This window comes from Burkholderia stagnalis, from assembly GCF_902830275.1.
GTDB classification, from domain to species: Bacteria; Pseudomonadota; Gammaproteobacteria; order Burkholderiales; family Burkholderiaceae; genus Burkholderia; species Burkholderia stagnalis.
The window spans coordinates 140,075-165,909 of sequence record NZ_CADESW010000010.1 but is presented as its reverse complement, the minus strand read 5'-3'; the positions used below and the strand labels follow the sequence as shown (position 1 = coordinate 165,909).

General features: G+C 65.8%; 25 protein-coding genes. 16 read left to right on the top strand and 9 right to left on the bottom strand.

What is annotated here, in order from left to right; all coding sequences use genetic code 11:
* Positions 1 to 48: 48 nt before the first annotated feature.
* From HWY45_RS19055 to HWY45_RS19030, 6 genes are all read left to right on the top strand, one after another.
* Positions 49 to 546, top strand: a complete 498-nt coding sequence (locus tag HWY45_RS19055) for a MaoC family dehydratase (RefSeq protein WP_027785850.1) — start codon at positions 49 to 51, stop codon at positions 544 to 546.
* Positions 547 to 557: 11 nt separating this feature from the next.
* On the top strand, positions 558 to 1,769 hold the full coding sequence (locus HWY45_RS19050) for a thiolase family protein (protein WP_059881700.1): 1,212 nt from the start codon (positions 558 to 560) through the stop codon (positions 1,767 to 1,769).
* Positions 1,770 to 1,788: 19 nt separating this feature from the next.
* Positions 1,789 to 2,208, top strand: a complete 420-nt coding sequence (locus HWY45_RS19045) for a Zn-ribbon domain-containing OB-fold protein (protein WP_059686408.1) — start codon at positions 1,789 to 1,791, stop codon at positions 2,206 to 2,208.
* Between the two features lie 106 nt (positions 2,209 to 2,314).
* Complete coding sequence (locus tag HWY45_RS19040) at positions 2,315 to 3,535, top strand: CaiB/BaiF CoA transferase family protein (RefSeq protein WP_059881702.1); 1,221 nt, start codon at positions 2,315 to 2,317, stop codon at positions 3,533 to 3,535.
* 21 nt (positions 3,536 to 3,556) lie between these two features.
* Positions 3,557 to 4,705: a CaiB/BaiF CoA transferase family protein gene (locus HWY45_RS19035; RefSeq protein WP_059686412.1), complete on the top strand. Its 1,149-nt coding sequence runs from the start codon at positions 3,557 to 3,559 to the stop codon at positions 4,703 to 4,705.
* Between the two features lie 302 nt (positions 4,706 to 5,007).
* Positions 5,008 to 5,940 (top strand): LysR family transcriptional regulator, encoded by a 933-nt coding sequence (locus tag HWY45_RS19030; RefSeq protein WP_059881704.1) that lies wholly within the window; start codon positions 5,008 to 5,010, stop codon positions 5,938 to 5,940.
* Between the two features lie 15 nt (positions 5,941 to 5,955).
* Here HWY45_RS19030 and HWY45_RS19025 read toward each other — a convergent pair whose 3' ends face one another.
* Positions 5,956 to 6,852, bottom strand: a complete 897-nt coding sequence (locus HWY45_RS19025; protein WP_059686417.1) for a LysR family transcriptional regulator — start codon at positions 6,850 to 6,852, stop codon at positions 5,956 to 5,958.
* Between the two features lie 109 nt (positions 6,853 to 6,961).
* On the opposite strand from HWY45_RS19025, the gene HWY45_RS19020 reads away from it, so the two are divergent.
* From HWY45_RS19020 to HWY45_RS19000, 5 genes are all read left to right on the top strand, one after another.
* Entirely contained in the window at positions 6,962 to 7,897 is a 936-nt protein-coding gene (locus HWY45_RS19020; protein ID WP_059686419.1) for an alpha/beta hydrolase, read from the top strand.
* A gap of 143 nt (positions 7,898 to 8,040) precedes the next feature.
* Positions 8,041 to 8,289, top strand: coding sequence for a hypothetical protein (locus tag HWY45_RS19015; RefSeq protein WP_059686421.1), 249 nt, complete (start codon positions 8,041 to 8,043; stop codon positions 8,287 to 8,289).
* A 233-nt stretch (positions 8,290 to 8,522) separates the two neighbouring features.
* Positions 8,523 to 9,968 (top strand): MmgE/PrpD family protein, encoded by a 1,446-nt coding sequence (locus HWY45_RS19010; protein WP_059881706.1) that lies wholly within the window; start codon positions 8,523 to 8,525, stop codon positions 9,966 to 9,968.
* Positions 9,965 to 10,543 (top strand): DUF2889 domain-containing protein, encoded by a 579-nt coding sequence (locus HWY45_RS19005; protein WP_059686425.1) that lies wholly within the window; start codon positions 9,965 to 9,967, stop codon positions 10,541 to 10,543. Before HWY45_RS19010 ends, HWY45_RS19005 begins: the two co-directional genes overlap by 4 nt.
* A 303-nt stretch (positions 10,544 to 10,846) precedes the next feature.
* Entirely contained in the window at positions 10,847 to 11,752 is a 906-nt protein-coding gene (locus tag HWY45_RS19000; RefSeq protein ID WP_059881708.1) for an alpha/beta hydrolase, read from the top strand.
* Here the strand turns inward: HWY45_RS19000 and HWY45_RS18995 are convergent, their stop codons facing one another.
* The 3 genes from HWY45_RS18995 to HWY45_RS18985 all read right to left on the bottom strand — a co-directional run bounded on the left by HWY45_RS18995 (position 11,753) and on the right by HWY45_RS18985 (position 16,003).
* Positions 11,753 to 13,375, bottom strand: a complete 1,623-nt coding sequence (locus HWY45_RS18995) for a GMC family oxidoreductase (protein ID WP_059686428.1) — start codon at positions 13,373 to 13,375, stop codon at positions 11,753 to 11,755. It abuts the gene before it with no gap.
* Positions 13,376 to 13,388: 13 nt separating this feature from the next.
* Positions 13,389 to 14,876 carry an MFS transporter gene (locus tag HWY45_RS18990; protein ID WP_230946900.1) on the bottom strand — a complete coding sequence of 496 codons (1,488 nt, stop codon included), beginning with the start codon at positions 14,874 to 14,876 and terminating at the stop codon, positions 13,389 to 13,391.
* 386 nt (positions 14,877 to 15,262) lie between these two features.
* A complete protein-coding gene (locus tag HWY45_RS18985; RefSeq protein WP_059881712.1) occupies positions 15,263 to 16,003 on the bottom strand; it encodes a carboxymuconolactone decarboxylase family protein in 741 nt (246 codons plus the stop codon).
* A gap of 604 nt (positions 16,004 to 16,607) precedes the next feature.
* On the opposite strand from HWY45_RS18985, the gene HWY45_RS18980 reads away from it, so the two are divergent.
* Both HWY45_RS18980 and HWY45_RS18975 read left to right on the top strand, forming a co-directional pair.
* Positions 16,608 to 17,531, top strand: coding sequence for an alpha/beta hydrolase (locus tag HWY45_RS18980; RefSeq protein WP_059881715.1), 924 nt, complete (start codon positions 16,608 to 16,610; stop codon positions 17,529 to 17,531).
* 39 nt (positions 17,532 to 17,570) lie between these two features.
* Entirely contained in the window at positions 17,571 to 18,476 is a 906-nt protein-coding gene (locus HWY45_RS18975) for an NAD(P)-dependent oxidoreductase (RefSeq protein WP_059881717.1), read from the top strand.
* Between the two features lie 45 nt (positions 18,477 to 18,521).
* Here HWY45_RS18975 and HWY45_RS18970 read toward each other — a convergent pair whose 3' ends face one another.
* From HWY45_RS18970 to HWY45_RS18950, 5 genes are all read right to left on the bottom strand, one after another.
* Positions 18,522 to 19,301 (bottom strand): IclR family transcriptional regulator, encoded by a 780-nt coding sequence (locus tag HWY45_RS18970; RefSeq protein ID WP_059881719.1) that lies wholly within the window; start codon positions 19,299 to 19,301, stop codon positions 18,522 to 18,524.
* Between the two features lie 48 nt (positions 19,302 to 19,349).
* Positions 19,350 to 20,219, bottom strand: coding sequence for an IclR family transcriptional regulator (locus tag HWY45_RS18965; RefSeq protein WP_059881721.1), 870 nt, complete (start codon positions 20,217 to 20,219; stop codon positions 19,350 to 19,352).
* A gap of 143 nt (positions 20,220 to 20,362) precedes the next feature.
* Positions 20,363 to 21,301 (bottom strand): alpha/beta hydrolase, encoded by a 939-nt coding sequence (locus HWY45_RS18960; protein ID WP_059881723.1) that lies wholly within the window; start codon positions 21,299 to 21,301, stop codon positions 20,363 to 20,365.
* Between the two features lie 155 nt (positions 21,302 to 21,456).
* A complete protein-coding gene (locus HWY45_RS18955) occupies positions 21,457 to 22,029 on the bottom strand; it encodes a nuclear transport factor 2 family protein (protein WP_059881725.1) in 573 nt (190 codons plus the stop codon).
* Positions 22,030 to 22,086: 57 nt separating this feature from the next.
* Positions 22,087 to 22,275: a hypothetical protein gene (locus HWY45_RS18950; RefSeq protein ID WP_059881727.1), complete on the bottom strand. Its 189-nt coding sequence runs from the start codon at positions 22,273 to 22,275 to the stop codon at positions 22,087 to 22,089.
* A 39-nt stretch (positions 22,276 to 22,314) separates the two neighbouring features.
* Here HWY45_RS18950 and HWY45_RS18945 point away from each other — a divergent pair, with 39 nt between their 5' ends.
* The 3 genes from HWY45_RS18945 to HWY45_RS18935 all read left to right on the top strand — a co-directional run bounded on the left by HWY45_RS18945 (position 22,315) and on the right by HWY45_RS18935 (position 25,805).
* A complete protein-coding gene (locus HWY45_RS18945; RefSeq protein ID WP_059881729.1) occupies positions 22,315 to 23,973 on the top strand; it encodes a flavin-containing monooxygenase in 1,659 nt (552 codons plus the stop codon).
* A 187-nt stretch (positions 23,974 to 24,160) separates the two neighbouring features.
* The gene (locus tag HWY45_RS18940) at positions 24,161 to 24,913 is read left to right on the top strand and encodes an SDR family NAD(P)-dependent oxidoreductase (RefSeq protein ID WP_054315096.1); all 753 of its coding nucleotides are present in this window, start codon (positions 24,161 to 24,163) and stop codon (positions 24,911 to 24,913) included.
* 145 nt (positions 24,914 to 25,058) lie between these two features.
* Positions 25,059 to 25,805: an SDR family NAD(P)-dependent oxidoreductase gene (locus HWY45_RS18935; protein WP_059881731.1), complete on the top strand. Its 747-nt coding sequence runs from the start codon at positions 25,059 to 25,061 to the stop codon at positions 25,803 to 25,805.
* The last annotated feature ends 30 nt before the right edge of the window (positions 25,806 to 25,835 follow it).

Sequence of the window (25,835 nt, the reverse complement as noted above, 5' to 3'; positions counted from 1 at the left end):
CATGTGGCCGCGCCGCACCCCGCCATTCCATCATCAGGAGACACCGCCATGAGCGGCATCAACAACAGCATCAACATTCCGCTCGACGAGCTCGAAGTCGGCCAGAAATTCCGTTCGCCGGGCCGCACCGTGACCGAGAGCGACGTCGTGATGTTCTGCATGTTCACCGGCAACTGGATCGAGATCCACTCGAACAAGGAATATGCGGAGAAGACGCGCTGGGGCGAGCGCATCGTGCAGGGCATGTTGACGTTCTCGCTGATTTCCGGCCTGCTGCAGTTCGGTCCGGCGATCCAGGCGAACTACGGCGTCGACAAGATGCGCTTCCTGAATCCGGTGAAGATCGGCGATACCGTCTATGCGACCGCCGAAGTCATCGCGAAGAAGGACAAGGACGACAAGTTCGGCGTCGGCACGATGCTGATCCAGGCGTACAACCAGCGCGGCGAAGTCGTGCAGCGCAGCGAATGGAGCCTGCTGATGCTGCGCAAGCGCGCCGACCTCGACGCGCTGATCGCCGAAGCGCAGCCCGATTTCAAGGTCTGAGGAGCGCAGCCATGACTCCTCGTCCGGTTGCGGCGATCGTCGGCATGGGCGACGCCTACGCGTCGCGCGCGAATCGCAAGGACCCGCTGCAGTTGGCCGCCGAGGCGACGCTCAACGCGCTCGCCGACGCAGGCATCGGCAAGGACCAGGTCGACGCCGTGTTCACGGGGCGCTCGCCCTGGGCCGACAAGCGTTCGCAGTGGAGCAACATCTTCATCTCGCACATGCAGATGCCGGTGACGATCACGAGCGAGCTGACGATGCACGGCGCAGGCCTGACGTCGACGCTCGCGATCGCGTCGCAGATGATCGCGGCCGGCCGCGCCGAATACGTGCTGTGCCTGCAGAGCGACGCGACCGAGCTGTTCGTCGACGCGGTCGCGATGGGCGCGGAAGCCGATGCGGATCCGCAGTTCGAGATTCCGTACGGCCCGACGATTCCGGCGCTCTATGCGCAGGCCGCGCAGCGCTATTTCCACGAGTTCGGCATCACCGAGGACGATCTCGCCGATGTCGCGATCGCGAACCAGCGCTGGGGGCGTCATCATCCGCATGCGGCGAAGGCGAAGTTCGGCGAGATCGATCGCGCGGCGGTGCTGTCGTCACCGTACGTCGCGACGCCGCTGCGCCGCTGGATGTGCTCGACCTGGGGCGGCGGCACGGGCGGGGCGCTGATCGTCACGTCGCCGGAGAACGCGCGTCACGCGCGCGATCCGGTCTACCTGCTCGGCTACGGATCGGCGACCACGCACGAGTACCTGACCGATCGCATGAACCTGCGTCGCTGCCGGTTCGACAGTCTCGGCGCGTTGCCGAACCTGACGACTACCGCGACGGCCGAAGCGGCGCGGCAGGCCTATGCGATGTCGGGGCTGACGCCCGCCGACATCGACATGGCACAGATCTCGGTGAACTTCGCGCACATGGGGCCGATCGTGATGGAGGATCTCGGCTTCGCTAAGAAGGGGCGCGGCATCGAGCTCTATCGCGAAGGCCGCACCGGCGTCGACGGCGACCTGCCGACCGACACCAACGGCGGCTGGCTGTCGTTCGGGCAGCCCGGCATTTCGTGCAACATGGACAGCATGATCGAGGCCGTCCGGCAGTTGCGCGGGCAGGCGCTCGGGCTCGCGCCGTCGCGCCGGCCGCAAACCGTGCTGGTGCAGGGCGCGGGCGGGATGCTGGCTGCCGGCGCCGTGCTGCTGCTGTCGTCCGCAACGTGATATCCGACCGGAGCATTCCATGACCGAAACGCATTCTCCGAATGCCTGGCCGCAGCCTTACCGGCTGCTCGATGCGCAACCGTACTGGGACGCGCTGGCCGAAGACAAGCTGACGTACCAGCGCTGCACGTCTTGCCACGAAGCCGTGTGGCCGGCTCACTCGTTCTGCACGCATTGCGGCGCGAAGTCGCTCGACTGGACCGAATCGTCGGGCCGCGGCGAAATCTATTCGCACAGCACGATCATGCGCGGGCCGACGCCGGTGTGGGCCGGCATCGTGCCGTACACGGTCGGCTTCGTCCGCATGGACGAAGGCTATTACCTGTTCGCGCAGATCGATGCGCCGGCCGAGACGATCGCGATCGGCCAGCGCGTCGAGGTCCGCTTCGTGCAGCGCGGCGAACAAAAGTTGCCGGTATTCGTGCCGTCGACAACCTGAGGGCCGCACGCGGCGCGCCGGCTCACCGGCGCCCGCGCGGCGTGCCCCGCTCACGGAGGAGACATCGTGAAGCCCTTTGATTTTCATATCGTCGACGGAGGCTGACATGGCCGGACCGCTCGACGGAGTACGCATCCTCGACCTGACGTCGAATTTCATGGGCCCGTACGCGTCGCTGTTGCTCGCCGACATGGGCGCCGACGTCTGCAAGATCGAATCGCGCGACGGCGACACGACGCGCCATATCGGCCCGAGCCGCCATCCGGGCATGGGCGCGATCTTTCTGCACCTGAATCGCAACAAACGCAGCCTCGTGCTCGACCTCAAGCATCCGGACGGGATCGGCGCGCTGAAGCGCATGGCGGAATCGGCCGACGTGCTGCTGTACAGCATGCGGCCGCACACGATGGCGAAGCTCGGGATCGCATACGAGGACGTACGCAAGCTCAATCCAAGCGTCATCTACTGCGGCGCGTTCGGCTTCGGTCAGAACGGTCCGTATGCGTCGCGCCCGGCATACGACGACCTGATCCAGGCTGCGGTCGGGGTGCCGGTGCTGCAGAGCCGCAAAGCCGGACCGCCGACCTATGTCGCGACGGCGATCGCCGATCGCGTGGTCGGCATGGCGACCAGCAACGCGGTGGCGATGGCGCTCTACCGGCGCGAGAAGACCGGTGTCGGGCAGCAGGTATTCGTGCCGATGCTCGAGACCTTCGCGCACTTCGTGCTTGGCGACCATCTGTACGGGCACACGTTCGTGCCGCCGCTCGGCGACTGGGGCTATGCGCGGATGATGAATCCCGACCGCCGGCCGTATCGCACGCGCGACGGCTATATAGGCGTGAATGTCTATGCGGACCATCACTGGCAGCGTTTCTTCGTGCTGTGCGGGCATCCGGAGATGGCCGACGATCCGCGCTTCAACAACATCGGTGGGCGCACCGAGCATATCGCGCCGCTGTACGCGTTCCTCGCGAGCGTGTTCGAGACGCGGACCACGGCCGAATGGGTGAACGCGCTGACCGAAGCCGACATTCCGGTGATCGAGATGAATACGCCGGAAACGCTGATCGACGATCCACACATGAAGGCGGTCGGCTTCTTCGCCGAGCTGGATCACCCGTCCGAAGGCCGGATCCGGACGCTCGGCATCCCCCAGCAATGGAGCGAAAGCGCGCCGGCGTTGCGCTATCCGGCGCCGCGCCTCGGCGAGCATTCCGCGGCGTTGCTGGCCGAGTACGGCTTTGGTGCAGAGGAAATCGACCGGATGCTGCGCTCCGGCGGCGCGTATGCGCCGGACGCGAGCGGCTCGCCGCAATCGCAGTAAAACGAAATCAGGAGAAGCGACATGTTGCGTGACCTGCCGCTGTCGGGTGTTGTGGTGGTCGAACTGAGCGATAGTGCGTCAGCGCCGTTCGCCGGAAAAATCCTGGCGTCGCTCGGCGCCGAAGTCTGGAAGATCGAGCGCCCGACCGGGGACTCGGCGCGCGGCTGGGGGCCGAGCGAATGGAAGGGCAGCGGCGCGGCGTATCACGCGCTGAACCGCGGCAAGCGTTCCGCCTGTATCGACATCAAGGACCGCGAGCAACTGGCGACGCTGCACCGGTTGATCGCCGAGCACGCGGACGTGTTCATCCATAACCTGCGGCCGGGCTCCAGCGCACAATACGGGCTCGATGCCGACAGCCTGCGTGTAACCAAGCCGGAACTGATCTACTGCGAGATCGGCGCGTTCGGCCATCTCGGGCCGCTGAACACGCTGCCCGGCTACGATCCGCTGATGCAGGCGTTCTCGGGGATCATGAGCATCACGGGCGAGGAAGGGCAGGCGCCGGTTCGCGCCGGCGTGTCGATCGTCGACTTCGGCGCGGGGCTGTGGGCCGTGATCGGCATCCTGTCAGCGCTGTATCGCCGCCAGATCAAGCACTGCGGCGCGACCATCAACGGCTCGCTGCTGGAAACGGCTATCGGCTGGATGACCGTGGCGATCGCGAACTACAGCGCCGACGGCGATACCGGCGGCCGACACGGATCGGGGGTCGCGTTCATCGTCCCGCATCGCGCGTATTCGACGGCCGACGGCTATCTAATCGTCAGCGCCGCGAACGACGCGTTGTTCGCCAAGCTGTGCGCGGCGCTCGAGCGCCCCGAATGGGCGCGCGACGAGCGCTTCGCGACCAATGCGGCGCGCCTGCGCAATCGCACGGAGATCGACCGCCTGATCGGCGAGCGGCTCGCGACGGACAATCGCGCCTCGTGGCAGACGCGCTTGCAGGCGGCGGGCATTCCCGTCGCGCCGATCCAGACTACCGCCGAGGTGGTCGCGCACGCGCAGACGCACGCGCTCGGCATCATCGAAAAACCGTCCGACGACGAGATCGGCCTGGTCGGACTGCCGCTGTCGTTCGACGGCAAGCGCCCGCCGCCGCTGCACGCCGCGCACGACATCGGCGCCGACAACGCGTCGCTCGACGCGCTGCTGCGCACCGGCCGCTAGGCGCGTCGTGGCAACGGTCTGACGATTGGCGGCGCGGCGCAGCGCGCCGGGCAACCGTTGCGGATGCGCTGCCGCGCCACGGAAACCGCCGCACGCGCGCAGCCGTGCGCGATCGCGCGGCCGCGTCCCGCCGCGCCGTTCGCGTCGATCCGGTGTACGATCGGCGTCGAACGCCGCGATCCTTCACGCGCCGCGCGCGCCGCCACGCCTCGTTTCCCGCACGACGCTCCCGGCACGACGACGATGGCGCGCGAGCGGCCGCGACGCGCGACAACGTCATCGAGACGTGCATGAGGGGAGACATGAGTACATTCAATCGCCTGCACCTGATCCGGCAGGTCGATCTGTTTACGCTGAAGCTGTTTCTGTCGGCGGTCGAGGAGCAGCAGATCGGGCTTGCGGCCATTCGCGAGAACGTCGCCGCGTCGACCGCGACCAAGCGCATCCAGGACCTCGAGGACATCGCCGGCATCAAGCTGCTCGAACGCAGCCCGAAAGGCGTGGCGCCGAGCCCGGCCGGCGAAGTGCTGGTCCGCTACATTCGCCGCATCTTCGACGACCTCGACGACATGCGTTCCGAGATTTCGTCGTTCACCGACGGCATGCGCGGAGAACTCTCCGTCGCGTCGGCGCGCTCGATCATCGTGCCGTTTCTCGCGCGTGAGATCGGCGAGTTTCAGCGCGAGTATCCGCTCGTCGATCTGGTCGTGAACGAACTTGAGAACGTCGAGATCGTGCAGGCCGTCGCGCGCGGCGATGCGGACGTCGGCGTGTTCGCGGCCGCGCACGAACTCGATCTCGGCGGCGTCGACGTGACGCCTTACCGCGAGGATCGCCTCATCGCGGTCGTCCCGCTGGGCCACCCGCTCACGGCGCGCGCCAGCCTGACTACCCAGGATCTGCTGTCGGAAAACCTGATCGTGGTCGGCGCGATGCTCGGCGCAATCCGCGCGGCCGCGCGCCGTATCGGTGTCGATTTCGAGCCGCGGTACGGCGTCAGGAGCGCGGGCGTTGCCGTCAGCCTCGTGCAGGCCGGACTCGGCGTGACGGTGCAGCCGGAGTGCCTCGTCAGTCACGAACTGTTCAGCCGCGTCGCCGTGATGGAGCTGGCGGAGCCGTGGGCCGTGCGCCGCATCCATATCGCGACCGCGCGGGGCCGCGAGCAGGGCCCGATCGCGCGCGCGCTGATCCGGCAACTGCTGGACCGCCCCCCCGGCGACGCGCCGGCGGCGTGACGAAACGCGCGGCCGTCAGGGCTTGCGGTATTTCAGTGCGTCGACCAGCAGCGAGAACGCGGAGGTCTCGTTCCGCCGGTTCGCGTAATAGAGGTGGTAGCCCTCGAAGGTCTTGCGCCATGCGCTCAACACCTCGAGGAGTTGCCCGGACGCAAGCGCCGTGCGCACGTATTCGACGGGCAGATAGGCAAGCCCGAGGCCGGCGAGCGCCGCGTCCCGCACGGGTGCGATGCTCGTGTACACCAGCGGGCCGTCCACCTTGATGCGTTGCTCGTTGCCGGCCCTCGTGAAAATCCACGGAAGAAATTCGCCGTGCGTCGGCAGGCGCAGGTTGATGCACGCATGCGACACGAGATCGGCCGGGCGCTTGGGCGCCGGGTGCCGGTCGAGATACGACGGCGCACAGACGACGGCCATCGGCACATCGGGACCGATCCGCACCGCGATCATGTCCTTCGCGACGAGACGCCCGCGCCGCACGCCCGCGTCGAAGCGGCCGTCGACGATATCGGCCAGACCGTAGTCGGTCGTTATCTCGATCCGGATGCCCGGATGATCGGGCAGGAAACGCGCGATGGCCGGCTGCAGCACGCTTTGCACTGCGAATTCGTCGGCCGTCAGCCGGATCACGCCGGTCGGCTTGCCGATCAGTTCGCCGATCTCCTCAAGGCCGGCATCGATTTCGCTCATCGCTGGGCCGACGCGGTTCAGCAGCCGTTCTCCGGCCTCGGTCAGCGACACGCTGCGCGTCGTGCGCACGAACAGCCGCAGGTCGAGCCGCGCTTCCAGCCCGCGGATCGTCTGGCTCAGCGCCGATTGCGATACGCCGAGCCGTGCAGCCGCACGCGTAAAGCTACGCTCTTCCGCCACCATCACGAACGCAGATAGATCCTTGAGGTTATTGCCGGCCATTGAGAACCCCTGCTTATGACTTTAAGCAGATTTTGCAGGATTATCACTCTACGGGCCAGCGTCTAACATAGGTGCAGTTTCCAATTTTCACCGCAGCGAGGACAACGCCATGCCGCAATCCGTCACGTTCCCCAACCGCTCGGCAAACATTGCCGCCGATCTGTACGTCCCGCCGAACTTCGATGCCGGCACGAAGTATCCGGCCATCATCTGCGGCCACCCGATCAGCAGCTGCAAGGAGCAGACTGCGTCGATCTACGCGCAGAAGCTGGCCGCGCTCGGCTTCGTGACGCTCGCGTTCGACGCATCCCATCAGGGCGCGAGCGGCGGCGAGCCGCGCTACATCGAGGATCCGGCGTCACGCGTCGAGGACTTCCGTTGCGCGGTCGATTATCTGGTGACGCTCGATTACGTCGACGACGAGCGTATCGGCGTGCTCGGCATCTGCGGCGGCGGCGGCTATGCAGTCAACGCGGCGATGACGGAGCGCCGGATCAAGGCGGTGGGTACCGTCGTCGCGGCGAACTACGGCCGCATCATGCGCGAAGGCGACCTGTCGGCCGACGCGGCGCTCGCGACGCTCGACGCGATCGGCAAGCAGCGTACCGCCGAGGCGCGCGGCGCCGACCCGCTGATCGTCACCTACATTCCCGCATCGGAAGCCGCGCGCAAACAGGCCGGGGTCAACGATATCGACATCGTCGAAGCTGTCGACTACTACACGACGCCGCGCGGACAACAGTCTGGCTCGCCGAACAAGCTGCGCTTCTCCCGCCTGCAGGCGGCGGTGGGCTTCGACGCGTTTCACCTTGCGGAGCAGCTGCTGACTCAGCCGCTGCAGATCGTCATCGGCAGCAGGCCCGGCGCGTTCGGGTCGTACCGCGACGGCTATGAACTATTCGAACGCGCGCGTTCGAGCCGGAAGAACCTGTTTGTCGTCGAGGGCGCAAGCCACTACGATCTGTACGACAAACCCGAGTACGTCGAGCAGGCCATGTCGAAGCTCGGGCCGTTCTTTCAAGACAATCTCGGGCCCGCGCGTTGACGCTGGTGGGGCATTCCCGCGCACACATTTCAATTTTTCGTCGGACCGGCGTTCATGCCCGTGCTGCGGCGCTGGCGTGACGACGTCGACCTATCCAGAAAGCGTTTCATGGCAAAGATCTGGCTTGTCACCGGCGCCTCGTCATGCTCGACTATTTCGAACGCGAGGCCGGCAAGCAGGCGGGCGATACTGCGAAGGCGGCGCGCGTGATGGTCGATGCCGTCAAAAGCGACGTGACGCCGTCGCGGCTGACGCTGGGCAAGGACGCGTATCGCGCCTGGGACGCGGCCATCGCCGCGCGTCAGGCCGATCTTGCCGCATGTCATGATCGCGGCGAAGCCACGGCCTACGATGGCGTCGAAGTGACGTCGATCGAGTCACTTTCCGCGTAGGTCGGCGGATACCGCACGCGCTCCGACCGTTCGTGCCGCGCCCGATCCACGATCGGGCGTGCGCATTGCCGCCACCGGCATTTCAAAGTACGGAAGGGACGCCCGGCGCGAATTGACCGGTGCACCGATGCCCGCGCATCGTGACGGTTTGTGCACCGCGTGCCCGCGTATCGCGGCCGCACGCGCGATGCCGCAGCGCGCGCCGCCCTGGCCGCGCCACGACAGGAGACAGCATGCAATCCCCCCACGCCGCCGGCGCATCGGCGTCTGCCCGGACGGATGTCACCGCGGCCATCGCTGCGCATGTCGCGTCCGTCGCGAACCGGTGCGCGACCGATGCCGATACCGTGGCACTGCGCCGACTTTTCCTCGACAACTTCATCGTCTCGCTGTGGGGCGCGACACGGCCGTGGACGGCCCAGATTGCGCGCTGGTCGCGTCGTTTCGCCGGCACGGGCGCGAGCCCGGTGTTCGGCGCCGACTGGACGGCCGACGCATCGGTTGCCTCACTCGTACACGGCACGGCCTCGCACAGCTATGAACTCGACGACACGCATAACGAGACGCTGAGCCATCCCGGCGCGGCCGTCATTCCTGCTGCGTTGGCCGTCGCGGCGAGCACGGGCGCGTCGCAGGCCATGCTGTTCAGGGCGGTGGCCGCCGGCTACGAAACGATGGCGCTGGTCGGCGCCGCAGCGGGCGGAATGGAAACCGTGCATCGCGGCTTCCATCCCACGGCGATTTTCGGCACATTCGGTGCGGCCACCGCCTGCGTCGCTCTACACGCCTACCGCGACGACTCGCCCGTCACGCCGGAATCGCTAGTCCGTGCGTGGGGGCATGCGCTGTCGCAGGCAAGCGGTGCGATGCAGTTTTCGGCCGAAGCGTCGGGCGGGGAGGTCAAGCGCGTTCATGCGGGCATCGCGGCACGCAACGGCGTGCTCGCCGCGGAATTCGCGCGAATGGACGCCGTAACGGCGCCGCGGCGCGTCGTCGAAGGCACCTACGGGCTCGCGGCGCTGTTCGGCGGTCCGCTGCGCGCGGGCGAGTTCGGCGGCACGCTCCAGATCCATTCGATCAGCCTCAAGCCCTACGCATGCTGCCGCCTGTTCCATTCGACGATCGATGCGCTGGCCGAACTGACCGCCAGCTTCACGATGCGGACCGACGACATCCGCGAGATCGTGATCAGCGGCCCGCAGCTCATCGCTGATCAGCACATGCTCGCGCAGCCCGAATCGACGATGACGGCCCAATACAGTTGCCCTTATATCGTTGGTGCGACGCTCAGCTACGGACCGACCCGCTATGACGCTTACGACGACGCGTTCCTCGGCGATCCGCAGATCCGACGCATTGCCGAGCGTGTACGTTTCGAGGCGAGCGACGCGCTGACGCAGTATTACCCGACCCGCTTCGCGACGGGCGTACGGATCGTGCGTGACGACGGCAGCGCACAGTCGAGCGTCGTAATCGACAGCGTCGGTACGCCTGCGAGACCGCTGACGCTCGACCAGATCGTCGCGAAGGGCGAGGGCCTGGCGTCGCATGGCGTGTGCGCGTCGGCGGGCAGAGCGTTCGCCGCGTTCGTTCACGACGAGCGCAACGATGGCCGGATGCTTGCGCAGACGCTGGCAGCCGTGTCGTGCGAAATCAACGCAAACGGGAGCGAGGGATGACTGTCCATGACAATGCCGCGACAACGGAACGCGTCACGCGCGAGCCGCTGCACACGAGGCAGATCACGTTCGAGGGGTTCAGACGAAGCGACGGTCTCTTTGAAATCGAAGGCTATCTGACCGACCGAAAACCACACGATTTCGCGCCGCCGAGCAGCCCGCGCGTGGTGCCGGCGAACGAGCCGATCCACGATCTCGGCTTGCGTGTGGTGTTCGATCTCGACATGATCGTCCACCAGGTCGAGGTGTTCATCCGCGCGTATCCGTACCGCGAATGCCCGGGCGGCGGCGCGACGCTGCAAGCGCTGGTGGGGCTGCGCATTGGTGCGGGCTGGAGCGGCGAGGTCCGCAAGCGGCTGCCGCCCGGCGACACATGTACGCATTTGCGCGAGATCCTGATTCCGCTCGCCACCGCGGCCATTCAGACCGTCAATCCGCTGCGTTCGCAAACCTTGCTCGACGAGACCGACGCCAGCGGAAAACCGCTCAAGATCGACAGTTGCTTCGCATACGGCGCGTCGCGCGAGCTCGTCCTGCAGCGCTGGCCGGCGTTTCACCGCCCGGATCGAAGCTGAACAGCGGGTGCGGCCAAGCGCTCGCGGCAAGCGTTGATCCCGTCACCGGGCGCTGCCCGGCACGCCCGGTGACGTTCGTCTTTTTCCCGTGCTTTTCCCTGCGCGTCGACGTCCCGGCGCGGCCATCTGGCCAGCATTCCGAGGCGCGTGTCCGAACGCGAAGTTTGACTTCGATTGATAAGTCACGCTTATTAGCGTAAGTGCTTTAAGCAGTCTAGTTGCTGACGATATCGATCGCTATATTTGAACCGGTCCGGGATGCAAACGTCGAATCGCCCCGGCAAGACATCTAGCGGAGAATCCATGAAATCAGTCAAATTCATCAACGGCTCGCTCGAAATGGCGGGTAACCTCTATTTCCCCGAAGGCTTCGATGCGTCGCGCCAGTACGCGGCCATCGTCTGCGTTCACCCGGGCGGCGGCGTCAAGGAGCAGACGGCCGGTCGTTATGCGGAGCAACTCGCGCGCGAGGGGTTCGTTACGCTCGCGTTCGACGCGTCGTTCCAGGGAGAGAGCGGCGGCACGCCGCGGTTTCTCGAGGATCCCTATGCGCGCGTCAACGACGTGCGTAGCGCGGTCGATTTTCTGGCGACGCAAGACTTCGTCGATCGCGACCGGATCGGCGCGCTCGGCGTATGCGCAGGCGGCGGCTATGCGGTCCACGCGACGATGACCGACCGGCGCATCAAGGCGGTCGGGGCCGTCAGCGCGGCCAATATCGGCAGCATGTTCCGCGTCGGCTGGCATGGCAACGAGGCGTCGGAGAAGTCGATCGCGTTGCTCGAGCTCGGCGCCGCAGCGCGCACGCGCGAAGCCGCCGGCGAGCCGGTCACCTATGTCCCGTTCACGCCGACGAGCCTCGATGGCGTCGAGGATCGCGACATGCGCGAAGCGTACGACTACTACCGTACGCCGCGTGCGCAGCACCCGAACACGTCGAGCCAGTTCACGACGAGCAGCCTGCCGCAACTCGTGACCTACGACGCGTTCGCATTGGCCGACGTGCTGCTGACGCAACCGCTGCAGCTGGTCGCCGGCAGCGAAGCGGGCTCGCTGTGGCACAGCCAGGACCTCCTCGAAAGAGCGGCCAGCACCGACAAGCACCTTCACGTGATCCAGGGCGGCACGCACATGTCGCTTTACGACACGCCGGAGCAGATGCGTGAAGCGGTGTCGACGCTGGCGCCGTTCTTCGGCAAGCACCTGTAGTCACGCGGGTACCGCGCGGGCGGGTGTCGCGTCCGCTCGGATCAGGTCCGCGGCCTTTTCGCCGATCATGATGCAGGCCGCGTTGGTATTGCCCGCGACGATCTTCGGCATGATCGACGCATCGGCGACGCGCAACCGCGCGACGCCGCGCACGCGCAGCCGCGGATCGACGACGGCCTGCGCATCGACACCCATCCGGCAGGTGCCGACCTGGTGCCAGCCGCTGTTGCCGTAGGTCTTGAGATGGGCGAGCCACTGTTCGTCCGTCGTGACGGCCGCGCCCGGCACGCGTTCCTCGATGATCCGCGATGCGAGCGGAGCAGTGTTCGCGATGCGCCGCATCAGCCGCAAACCCGCGATCGAGCGCCGGATGTCGCCGGGATCGCTCAGGTAATTCGGATGAAACGCGGGTGCATCCAGAGGGGCCGGCGACTTCAGCTCCATATGGCCGCGCGAGTCGGGCGTCAACAGGACGACCGCCGCACCGATGGCCGGGAAATCGTCGACGACCGGCTCGCCGGACGCCGAAAATTTGAACGTCATCGGGCTCACCGTCAGTTGCAGGTCGGCTTCCGGTCGCCCCGGCTCGCTGCGCGCATAAGCCGTCACGGGTGCCGCGCCGAGCGCGAGATACCCGCGGCGAGTCAGCAGATAGCGCACGCCTTCCAGATACTTGTGTAGCCCGCGCAGCCGGTGGTTATAGGAGCTGTCCGGCGTGACGTGCCATGCCAACGACCCGAACCAGTGATCCTGCAGGTTGCGACCCACATCGGGCGAGTCGACCGTCGCCGCGATCCCGTGGCGATGCAGGGCCGCGGCGTCGCCGATGCCCGATAGCATCAGCAATTGCGGCGAAGCCAGTGCGCCGCCCGACAGGATCACTTCGCGCGCGGCAGCGAGGTGCCGCCGAACGCCGCGATCCAGCACCTCGATGCCGGTCGCATGACCGGCTTCGAGAACGACGCGCATCACGCGCACACCGGTGCGCACGGTCAGGTTGCGGCGATGACGCACCGGTTCGATGAACGCGTCATAGGACGAATGGCGGCGCCCGTCGCGGATCGTGTATTGCCGATAGGCGACGCCTTCGTACGGCGGCCCGTTCAGATCCGCGCTGCGGGCAATGCCGGCCTGCTCGGCCGCGGCGATGAAATCGTCGGCGCTCGGATGCGAGATGGCCGCGTCGCTGACGTGCAGCGGGCCCTGTGCACCATGATGGTCGTTCGCGCCGCGCTGGTTCGTTTCCGACCGGATGAAATACGGCAGCACGTCGGCCCAGCTCCATCCGTCGTTGCCGAGCTCCGCCCAATGGTCGAAATCGCTCGGCTGGCCGCGCATGTAGATCATGCCGTTGATCGCGCTGCTGCCGCCGAGGCCTTTGCCGCGCGGCCAGTACACGGTGCGTCCGTCGAGCGTCGGCACAGGCTCGGTATCGAACGCCCAATTGAACCGTTTGTCCATGAACAGCTTACCCGCACCGGCGGGCGTGCGCACCCAGAAGTTTTTCATCTTCGGGCCGGCGTCGACTAGAAGCACGCGCATCGCGGGGTCCTCGGACAGGCGGCTCGCCACCACGCAGCCCGACGAACCTGCTCCTACTACGATGTAGTCGTATGTTTCCATTGAACGAGAGACCTCATGCCGATTTCGGGATCAGCGGCACGACTGTCGCCGCGATGATCGCGGGGATCGCGAACGCGTAGAAATTCCAGTGCAGGCCGAGGTTTGCGCCGACGATCCAGCCGCCGATCATCGGCCCGAGGATCGAGCCGAAACGCCCGACGGCCTGTGCGCCGCCCAGCGCCGACCCGCGGCACGAAGTCGGGAAGTGTGCGGCGATATACCCGTAGATCAGGCTGCTGGTGCCGATCGAACTGAGCCCCGCGCCGAATACGGCGAGCATCAGCCAGGTGGAATCGAGCTTCTGGCTCAGCACGATCAGCGACAAGCCGCCGAGCACGAGAAACGCAAACATGACGCGTCGCGTGCCGACGCGATCGGCCAGCCACGCGCCGCCGAGCATGCCCACGACCGCCCCGAACTGCATCACCAGCAGGAACTGCAGCGACGAGCCAAGCGGATAGCCGGCCGCTCGCATCAACTGCGGCAGCCACGCATTGAGCCCATAAATAATCAACTGCACGCAGAACGTCATGAACGCGAGCAGCAGCGCCGTGGCGCGGAACGGGCGGGACAGCACCAGCCGGTAGCCGCCTGCCGTCCGCGCGGCGCCATGCGAAACGCGTTGGGCATCCTTGTCGCGCAGGATCTGGTCGAGATCGAGCGAATAGCGGGCCGCGAGCGTGCGCGCCTCGTCGATACGGCCGCGATTGACGAGGAAATCCGCGGACTCGGGAAGCAGGAAGTACATGACCGGCAGGATCAGCGCATACAGTGCGCCGAGCGCGTACAACGTGCGCCAGCCGTGCTCGTGAAGCAGCACGATGGCCAGCAGCGCGCTGACGATGCCGCCTACCGAGTAGCCGGTCAGCGTGAGCGCGTTGTAGAACTGGCGACGGCCCTTGGGCGCGTACTCCACCGCCAGCGCCACGGCGGACGGCACCACGCCGCCCATGCCGATTCCCGTGATGAAGCGGGCCGCGCCCAGGAACGTGGGGGAGGCCGCGAACGCGCAGACGAACGAGCCAACCGAGAACCACAGCACGCCCACCATGAGCAGGCGGCGGCGGCCGATACGATCGGTCAGCGGACCGGCCACCGCGAGGCCGACCATCAGCCCGACCAGCGTCCAGCTGCCGATCATACCGGCGGCGGCAGGCGTCAGATGCCAGCCGGGCTCGGCCAGCAGATGTGGAACGGTTGCGCCGTAGACGATGAGATCGTAGCCGTCCGCCACGATCGTGAGGAAGCATAGAAGCACGACGAATAGACTGCTGCGGACCGGCGGCGTTGCTTGATTCATGTTGTCTCCATACCTTTGTTGTAAATGTATTGCCTGACGAATCCTTCTGGATTCCCAACCATGGCGATCCTCCTTGCACGCAATCAATGCCGAAGGATCTATTCCGGAAACGTCCCGGATTTTTCTTATGCGTCGAGTCGGATCCCGCTCGAACGTCGCAATGGGCGTGTGCGTGCACGCCTTGCCGGTGATGACGGACACCGCCTTCGGGTCGCCGGGATGGCCGGCCGGCGAGCGCGATGTCTGCCGTGCAGTTCGATGCTGCTGCAGCCTCGTGCCGATGCGCGCGTATCGCGTTCATCACGGCTGCAATCCGTGATGGGCAGCGTAAGAGCATGCCGCCGGCGAACCAATTGAGTTTTCATGAAGCCGCGATTCGACGGGATCGAATTCGGCAGCCGTGTACCGGCAATCGATCCGCAGGTGCAGGCCGCGCGCCGCGCCTCGGCGTTTCCGGCCCTGCGCATGTGCCCATTCGAAAACCGGAGCGAGGGTTTTGGCGAAAATCTCACGATGTGTCGAACGAGTAAGGAGCGACGCTGCGCCGAAGCAGGGAAGCGGCCGTGCATACGGCCATGAACGCGCGGTCAGGCCGTCGCCGATCTCAAATGCGGTGCGCCGAGCAGAAAGCTCTGCATCCCGACACAGCTGACGATTTGCATGACCTGCAGCACTTGTGCCGGCGTCGCACCGTAGCGAAGCGCGTTACGCATATGAATGCGGACGCCCGGTTCGAACAGATGCGTCGTCGATACGTCGATTGCCACATACAACAGCTCCTTGACGATGGGCGGTAGCGCCGCGGTCTGCCACGGCGCCGACGAAAAGGCCGTATAGCCGTCGAAGAATGCGGGCGAGCTGCGTACCATGCCTTGCAGTTCGTCGCTCCAGTAGCCACGACGCTCGCAGAACTCGGTGCATACCTTGTCGAACGCGCGGTCGAGCGGGAACGCGGCATCGACCGATTCACCGGCGGCGGCAAGCTCCTCGAGCAGGATCGGCACACCGACCATGTACGCATGGATTCCGAGCACGGAGGCGATCTGTAGCACCTCGCGCAGTTCGGCTCGGGTGGCGCCATGTTTGCCGGCAGCGTCGATGTGCTGTCCGACGGCTTCGGCATTCAGATGCGTCACGCTTGCGTTCGCGGCAATCAGGACGAAATGCCGGATCTTCGGCTCCAGGTGCGGCGAGCCGAGCGCGACTTCCGCCATGGACAGGTAACGGTCGAAGAACGCGGGATCCTCGTTCAGACCGATATCGAGGGCGTCGTTCCAGAAGCCGTGAAGTCGTTCGAACCGGGCCTTGAGTGAGACGGGATCGCTCATGATGGTCGTCTACCTGAGATTCGGCGCCGAGGATGGGCCGCGATAGCAGGATAAGGGCCGACTTGCCGCGCGCGAATCCGTTTCGTTCGAGCCTTCCGTACGTTGAAAATCTTCCTGTATCGATTGACCGGCTGGCTCCCCGCGATCGCCGATGCGGCGGGGCGCGTGGACCTTGTTCCTTGTATCCGCATGGTCGGTTCGAGACGACGTGCTGTCGCCACCGCGATTTAGCCGCGAGCCGAGTATGTGGATGCGTCGGTTGCCGGGGCGCGGGCGAGCGGAGCTGCGGCGTCCGTTGCGCGCCCGATCTCGCTCGGAAGTCGGGTTCCGTTGTACGGAAATGACCGCTCGCCAAAATTGACCGTCCCCCGACACGGCGGCACGCTTTACACGCACCTGTCGGCGTCGTTCCGATCGGCACGGTCGGCGCAATCTCAATCGTTCCATGCCGCACGATCGACGCCCGACAGAGACCACTACGGAGACAAGTCATGCCCCTTTTCAACAGCTTGCGATCGAATCGTCGAGACGATGCCGATACACCGGCGACGTCCCGGGCCACACGGGGCGCTGCAACGGCCTCGCGCGTCGCGGAGTAACGCACATGGTACTGGATTCCGACATTGCCACGATACTGAAAAGCCTCGAATCCGCGCCGCCGATGGAGAGCCTGTCCGTCGAGGCACTCCGCGAGGGGCTGGCGTATCCGCCGCTCGACCGGTGCACGGTCGTGGGCGAAACCGTCGATTTCGACATACCGCTCGACGGGCGCGTGCTCGCGGCGCGCCTGTACCGGCCGGTAGAGCGAAAAAGTGACGGCGTGACTGTGTTCTTTCACGGCGGCGGTTTCGTGATCGGCAATCTCGACACGCACGATCACGTGTGTCGCGACCTCTGCGCGGGAAGCGGCGCCGCCGTGATTGCTGTGGACTACCGGCTTGCGCCCGAACATCGCTTTCCCGCCGCGGTCAACGATTGCTTCGATGCGGTGTGCTGGATCGCGCAGCACGCCCACCTGCTGTCGCTCGACGCGTCGCGCTTGGTCGTGGCCGGCGACAGCGCGGGCGGCAACCTCGCCGCCGTGACGGCGCTGCGAATCCGCGACGAAGGCGGCCCTCCACTATGCGCGCAGGTGCTGGTCTACCCGGTGACCGACTATCACACGCCGCCTACGCGTTCCTACGTCGAGAACCAGTCCGGCTATCTGCTCACGCGCGGGGCGATGGTGCGGTTCTGGCGCCACTACGTCGAAAACGAGCAGGACGCGTTTCATCCGCATGGGTGCCCGCTGCGCGCGAAGTCGCTAGCGGGATTGCCGCGTGCACTCGTGGTGACGGCCGGTTTCGATCCGCTGCGCGACGAAGGCGACGCCTACGCGAATCGCCTGTTCGACGCCGGCGTGCCCGTCACGTTGCGGCACTACGAGGGCATGATCCACGGCTTCTTTCGGATGGGCCTCGCATGCGCGGCCGCACAGGAAGCGCTGATGGCGGCTGCGGCCTGGATAAGCGATGCGATGGCGCGTTGACACGTCTAGCCTGTTTGATGAACCGATCCGGAATTTCGAATGGAAACCTTGAAACATATCGGCTTTTTGGGCCTCGGACAGATGGGCGGCCCGATGGCCGAGCGCTTGCTCGGGCAATCGTTCCGCCTGCATGTCTACGATCCGTCGCCTGCGGCCCTCGAGCCCTTTATCGAAGGCGGCGCGGTCATCCATGATTCGCCGCGCGAGGTCGCCGATGCGGCCAGCATCGTCTTTGCCTGCTTGCCGAATCGCGATGTGTCGCTCGCGGTCGGCCTCGGCCCGGACGGCGTCGTGCATGGCAAAGCGATTCGCGTGTACGCGGAGATGTCGACGATCGGTCAGGACATGATCGAGCGAATCGGCGCCGGGCTGGCCGAGAAAGGAATCGACATCGTCGATGCGCCGATCTCGGGAGGCGCGCCCGCTGCGCGGGCCGGCACGCTCGCGATGCTCGCCGCCGGCACGCCGGCCGCGGTCGAGCAGCTCATGCCGCTGCTGTCGCTGATCGGCAAAGCGGTATTCGTGATGGGCGAGCGCGCCGGCATGGCGCAGATCATGAAGATCGTCAACAACATCATCATGGCGACCAATCTCGTCGTCTGCTCGGAAGGGCTCGCGATGGGCGCGAAGGCCGGTCTGGACCCGGACATGATGATGCGGCTGCTCGACGCCGGTACGGCACAGAGCTTTGCGGGCTCGAAGATGCTGAGCCGCGCCGTGTCGGGCCGATTCGACTATGGCGCGGCGCTGGCCATCATCGAAAAAGATATGTCGCTCGGGTTCGACGAAGCGCGTCTGCTGAATATCGCGACGCCGACCATCGACCGCGCGCGCGACGTCTGGCACGCGGCCTACGAAGCGGGGCGCGGGGCGCAGGACTTTTCTTCGATTCTGACGTTCGTCGCGGAGCAGGGTGGCACGCGCGTGCGAGGGCGGACCGCCTGAGTTTGCGTTAGCGCGACGCGCTGCCGCCAATCCGCCTGCATGCCGTCACGGTTCGAAGCGAACGTCGCGAAGCGCGACCTCGAGTTCGTGTGCGGCTTGTTTGAGCGCCGGCACGATGCGCTCCCTGACGGCGCCGATATCCGGTTCGAACCGGATCGCGCCGCAACTGAGCGACATCGGTGTGGCGGCGCGGCCGACGCTGATCGGCCGCGCGATGCCATAGGCGTGACGCTGGTACTCGCCGAACGACATGCATACGCCGTTCGTGTCGAGATCGTCGAAGGCCTTCTCGATGCCGGTTCGCATCGCTTCGCGCTGTGGGCCGGCCGCTTCCAGCAACCGCGCGACGTATTGTTGCCGCTCCGGCTGCCGCAGCGTCCAGAGCCATGCACGCCCGATCGCCGTGCAGCCCATCGGCAGCAACGAACCGACGCCGAGCCGCAGCGTGGCGATGCCTGCGCTGGTCCGATGGGCGATATAGAGCATGTCGAGCCCGTCGGGCGCTGCGAGGGCGACCGACACGTTCAACTGATCGGCAAGCCGCTGCATCAGCGGGTTCGCGAGTCGCGTGACAGGATTGGTTTCGAGGTAGGCATAACCAATGCCGAACACGCCCGTCGCGAGCTCGAAGCGCGCGCCGCCGGCGACGCGGTGGATGTAACCGAGATGGATCAGCGTAGAGGTCAAACGCGAGACGGCCGACCGCGACATGCCCGTGCGCTGCGCCAGTTCGCCGTTGGTCAGCGGTGCCCGCTCCGCGTGAAACGCGCGCAAGATCTGCAGGCCGCGATCGAGCGTCAGCGTGACATGAGTGGCTTCGGGCATTGCGGCTCCTGAACGATCGGGTTGCATGGCCATCGCGGTCCCTTGTTGTCAGACACCGTGCGGCGCGCGCTCGCGAAGCGTCTGCGCGATCGCGACGAGCCGCGGGCCGAGTTCGCGCTCGAGCCTCGCCTGCGCAAGGCGCGCCGTGCGTCCGACGCAGCCGAGCACCAGCGGCGGGCGATGGGGAAGCGATACGGGCGCGGCGACACACGCGAGTTCCGGTTCCCAGTCGCCGTGCAACATGCCGAATCCCAGTTCGCGCACCTGCGCGACTTTTTCGACCATGCGACGTCCGATGGTGGGCCAGTTGTCGTCCGCACGCTGCTCGAGCTCGCGCTGCAAGTAGCGGCATTCCGCTTCGGGCAAGGCGGCCAGCAATGCCCATCCCATCAGCGAATACGCAATATGCATGCGCATGCCGGGCCGCAGCCGCAGATCGAGCACGGTGCGGCTCCCGATCTGCGTATCGAGAATCAGGATGTCGAGACGGTCGCGCGTGCCGAGCAGCACGTAGGTATCGGTCGCCTCGGCCAGTTTCCGCATTTCGCTGCTGGCGAGGCGCTGAAGGTTCGGGTCGACGACGGCCGCGTAGCCGAGCGCGAGCGACGCGGGCGCGAGCGCGTATTTCCGGCTGCTCTTGTCGTGGTGCAGGTAGCCCAGTGCGACGAGCGAGCGGAGCAGGCGCAGCGCCGTCGGCGGGGGAATGCCGGTTGCTTGCGCGATCTCCAGATTGCCGAGCCAGGCCTTGTCCGGGCCGAACGCCGACAGGATCGCCAGCCCGCGCGCGAGCGGCGTCACCATCGCGCTGCTCGGCGCGCGTTCACCGCGCGGCAGTTTCGGCCACGCGGTGTCGACGCCATGCGGGCCATTGCCGGACCTCGCATCGACGTGCGTCGGCAAGGATCTACCGGGTTGCATGCGTGTCTCCGTCTGTTTCTTCGATGGCGGACCGTATTTGGGTCCGACGCGCGTGCGCGCGTCCATGCGGATCGTACTACCTTCGCGCGAACCATGGAGTCGGGACGTGCCCGAGATCGAGACGGAGGGTGCGATGTCGCAGGTCAGTGCGACGCGCGCGCGACGACGCGGCGCAGCCGGTCGCAGATGAATTCCAGCCCGGTACGGCTCCCGGGCAGAATGCCAATCATCATGAGAAAGCCGTGCATCTGCTCGGCGGCGCGAAGATGCTGAACCGGCACGCCGGCCTCCTCGAGACGCCGCGCGTAAGCCTCGCCTTCGTCGCGCAACACGTCGTGCTCGGCGGTGACGACGATCGCCTCCGGTAGGCCCGACAGATCGGCTTCCCGAAGCGGCGACGCGAGACTCGACTGCCGGGCGTCGTCGGTCGGCGCATAGTGCGTCCAGTACCACATCATCGCGTCGCGATTGGTCAGCAGCTGATTGTCGGGCGAGACGTATGAAGGCCGATCGAATACGCAGTCGGTCACGGGATAGACGAGCAGCTGCCCGGCGAACGATACCGCTCGTTCGCGTCGCGCGAGCAGCGTCACCGCAATCGCGAGGTTCGCCCCCGCACTATCCCCGCCGACGAGCACCGGCAGCGTCGTCCCGAGCAGGGCGCGCTGCTCGGCGACGAGCCACTGCGCGGCCTGCCACGCATCGAGCACCGGCCGCGGAAACGGATGTTCCGGCGCCTTCCGGTATTCGACGAGCGCGACCGCAACACCTGCGCCGACCGCGATTTCGCGGCAAAGCGGCGTGAATTCTTCGATGCCGCCGACGACCCAGCCGCCGCCGTGAAAATACACGAGCAGCGCTTGCGGACGTTCATGCGGCACGAACAGGCGCGCGCGCAGCGTGCCGCCGTCGACCGGGATGTCGAGCGCAATGGTGGCACGCACGTCGGCGCCCGCGGACAGGATCGTGCTGATGCGCGCAAACGCGGCGCGCGCCTCGTCCGGCGTCATCAAATGACGCGGTTTCGACGCCGTCGCGGCGAGCTTGTCCATGAAGGCGCGGGTTTCGGTATCGAGGCTCATGATGGCGACTTTTCAGTAGCGCGATGCAGCGTGGCGCCGTTACGAGTAAGCGGTCGACTCCTTGACGCAGTCGAGCAGTGCATGCGATGTTTCAGTGAGCGCGTTTGCCGATGCTTTGCCTGCCAGCGAAAGCGCTCGGCAGCGCGCCCTGCGCGTCAGTTCAAGCCGACTTCGGCCCGCAGCGCGAACACCGGATCGTGCTGATCTCGGCGGCCGAGCATCCATGCCGGATTGAGCTTGGCGTCGGCTGCATCGACGAGGTGCGACTCGATCGCATCGAACACCGTTCGGCGACACGCGATGCGCCATTCGTCGTTGCGCTTCTCGAAGCGGTCGACATAGCGGCCGAATACCTGGACGCGGCTGTTGTGCGTGCTGTCGGCATGTTTCGCGTCGAGCATCGACCGATGTTCGCTCGCCTGCGGCGCGAGCTCCAGCCGCGCGACGAAATAGGTTTCGACGGCGGCGACGCTATCGGACGCGAATTCCACGAGACAGTTGCCGAGGAAGTGCGTGGACGTCAGCAGGCTGGGCGCATCGTGCCGCTCCCTGACCCACGCAATGAACGCGTCGCGCGTGCCCTTGAAGTCGGCATGGTCGTCGTGGCAATCCTCGAAGAATGCGGAACGGACGCGTTCCCAGTCGCGACGATCGACGCCGCGCGCGTAACGAAGCATCACGTCCCGGATCTGGTCGTTGTCGATCAGGCGTTGCATGGCGGCAGACATGGCGTCGCGCTCCTTTCGTTTCCCTGCCGCAACGATGAAGAGCCGGGCTGGCTCGCGTCAATTCGCGCGATGCGCGTCTGCCGTACTTTGAAATCGCCGACGATCGTGCGGCGCGACATGCCAATCTGCCGGCATGCCTGGCGCGTCGGTCCCGCCCTCGGCACGCACGACCGCGACGTCGGCGATTTCAAAGTACGGGAAGGCGTCGCTGTCGGAATTGATGCCGACCGGCGTGCGGTCATTCAATAGGTTCCTGACAAGCACCAATCTTCAGGAGACAACGCAATGAACCAGACCTCGGACGTGCTGGACGCCGTCATCGTCGGCGCCGGCTTTGGCGGACTGTATGCGATCAAGCGGCTGACCGATGCCGGCTTTCGCATCCAGGCATTCGAATCGGGCGACGGCGTCGGCGGAACGTGGTACTGGAATCGCTATCCCGGCGCGCGCGTCGACCTCGAGTGCTGGGACTACTCCTATTCGTTTTCTGCGGAGCTTCAGGACGAGTGGGACTGGCCCGAGCGCTATCCGACCGCGGCGGAGCTCATGCGATACCTGAATCACGTGGCCGATCGCTTCGATCTGCGCCGGCACATACGCTTCAATACGCGCGTCGAGTCCGCCGTATTCGATGAAAAGCGGAATCTCTGGAACGTGACGACATCCGATGGAAAAGTCACGCGCGCACGTTTCTTCGTGCCGGCGACCGGCGTGCTGTCGGTGCCGAAGCCGCCCGAGATTGCGGGAATCGAGACGTTCGCGGGCGAAAGTCATCACACCGGCCGCTGGCCGCACCACGAAGTCGATTTCAGCAACAAGCGGGTCGGCGTCATCGGCACCGGCTCGTCGGGTATCCAGGTGATTCAGGCACTTGCCGGCAAGTGCAAACACCTGACCGTGTTCCAGCGCACGGCCGTCTATGTCGTGCCGGCGAAGAATCATCCGCTGACGCCTGAAATGCATGCGCGCGTGCGGGCGACTTACGCGGAACGGCGCGAGATCAGCCGCCTCACGCGCTTCGGCATCGCCGTGCCGTTCCCGGTCGAGTCCGCGCTCGACGCCACGCCCGAAGAGCGCAAGCGCAAATATGAGAACGCGTGGGAAAACAGCCAGCTGCTCGGCTTTCGCATGTGCTACGGCGACATTCTGTCGAACGAGGCCGCCAACGAGACCGTCGCCGAGTTCATTCGCGGCAAGATCCGCGAGACGGTGAAGGACCCGGCGACGGCCGAGAAACTGATGCCGCGCGGGTTCCCGTTCGGCACGAAGCGCCCGTGTCTCGGCGATACCTACTACAGCGTCTACAACCGCGACGATGTGACGCTCGTCGACCTGAAGGCGACGCCGATCGAGCGCGTGGTGCCGGAGGGCATCGTGACGAGCGACGGGCTGCACGAGCTCGATGTGCTGATCTACGCGACCGGTTACGACGCGCTGACGGGCGCGCTCACGCATATCGACGTGCGCGGCGTGGGCGGCGTCAGGCTCAACGACAAGTGGGCGGCCGGCGCGAAGACCTACCTTGGCCTGATGACGAGCGGCTTTCCGAACCTGTTCACGGTGACGGGACCCGGCAGCCCGGGGCCGCTTGCGAACATGTCGATGAGCATCGAGCAGCACGTCGACTGGATCGCGCGCTGCATGGTCGATTTGCGCGAGGCGGGCGTCGTGCGGATCGACGCGGAGCCGAAGGCGGAAGAGGACTGGATGCAGCACGTCCAGGACGTCGTGTCGAAGACGCTCTATCTGAAGGCGAATTCCTGGTATGTCGGCGCCAACGTGCCGGGCAAGCCGCAGGTGTTCCTGCCGTATCTGGGCGGGCACGGCACCTACCGGAAAAAATGCGATGCGGTCGCGGCATCCGGTTACACAGGTTTTGTGCTGACGGGCGCCGAAGAGCGCAAGACCGAGTCGCGCGATACAGCGGTCGAACAGCAGGCGTAACGAACTCATCGCTGAGCGTGCTCGAGGGCCGCCCTGGTGTCACAAGCGCAAGGGCTGCCTGTCGAGCATCCCGGACTCGACGACATCGTGGTGCTGCACGCGTTACAGACGTGCGCGTGCAAGCGAATCGGCGATGGGGATCGATGCTCGGACGGGAATCGTTCGAACAACATGAAGGAGACGTGAAATGGGCAGGCTTGACGGCAAGGTTGCATTCGTGACCGGTGCGGGCGGCGGCATCGGCGCTGCGATCTGCAAGCAGTTCATCGCCGAAGGTGCACGCGTGCTGGCCGGCGATATTCATCTGGATCTCGCGGAAGCGGCAGCCGAAGCGAGCGGTGGCGCGGAACGGATCGTCCCGCTGAGGCTCGACGTCACCGACAAGGAGAGCGTCTGCGCCGGTTTGGCGCGCGCCGCAGAGGCGTTCGGAAAGATCGACGTGCTCTGCAATACCGCCGGCGGATCGACGCCGCATGATGCGCGCGTGACCGACGCACCCGAAGAAGAGTTCTGGCGGGCGATCAAACTCGATCTCTTCGGTACGTTCCTGGTCTGCAAATACGGCATTCCTTATCTGCAACGAGCGGGTGGCGGTTCGGTCATCAACTTCTCATCGATGGTCGCGCTGATGGCGCTCACCGATCGCGATTGCTATACGGCGGCGAAGGGCGGCGTTCATGCGCTGACGCGTTCGATGGCGCCCGAGTATGCGCGCGACCGCATCCGCGTGAATGCGATTGCGCCGGGACTGACGCTGTCGGAGCGCGTGCGTCATCTGGTGGACGAGCGCGAGGAGCTGCGCAAGCTGGCCGACCAGTGCCTGCTGGGGCCGTGCGAGCCCGTCGATATGGCGCATGTGGCGGTCTATCTGGCGTCTGACGAATCGCGACATACGACCGGGCAGGTCATTCCCGTGGATAGCGGCGTCACGATTTATTGAGCGGCGCGCCCCGCTTGCCCGACACCCCGCGCAGACCGGGAATCGCGGCGGCAGCGGATAACGGCCATTGTCATGCACGGGCATAGATGCCGCTCGCCCGGCGAACATGACTGGCTCGAGATACGCATTCTCTGAAGAGCAGACCATGAGCAAAGGAACTGCAATCGTGACCGGCGGCGCCGGCGTCCTCGGCCAGGCAATTTCCAAAAGTCTCAGGAACGACGGATGGAGCGTGATCATCCTCGATCGGCAAGAGGCGCTCGAGGGCTTCGTCCCGCCCGAAGGGATACGGACCGATGCGCTGGACGTGACGGATTTCGCGGCCTGTCGCGCCTATTTTGCCGGGCTGACCGAACTGTCGGTGCTGGTCAACAATGCTGGCATGGCCAAGCTGTCTCTCGTTCGCGAAATGCAGCTGGAGGACTGGAACCGGACGCTGGAAGTCAATCTGACCGCACCGCTGGTTTTGACGCAACTCGCAACCGATCTTCTGGTGCGCAGCGGCCATGGCGCCATCGTCAACATTGCCTCGATCGCGGGAATCCGGGCAGGTTTCGGCCGGGTCGCCTACGGCGCGTCGAAGGCGGGCCTCATTCAGCTCACGCGACAGACGGCGTTGGAATATGCGCCGTTGGGCGTGCGTTGCAACGCGGTCGCGCCGGGGCCGGTCGATAGCGACATGGTGCGCAAACAGCTGTCGACGGACGACTTCGAAGCGTACCTCGAGGACATTCCGTTCAATCGCATGGCCGAACCCGACGAAGTGGCCAATGCAGTCGCGTATCTCGCCTCTGAAAAATCGCTTTACATCACCGGGCAATGCCTGGCTGTCGATGGTGGGTTCCTTGCTGCCGGGGCGGGCATCAAGAAGGCCCATCAGATGGCCTCTTGAGCCTGGCCCGTCGATACCGAGGAAACCGAA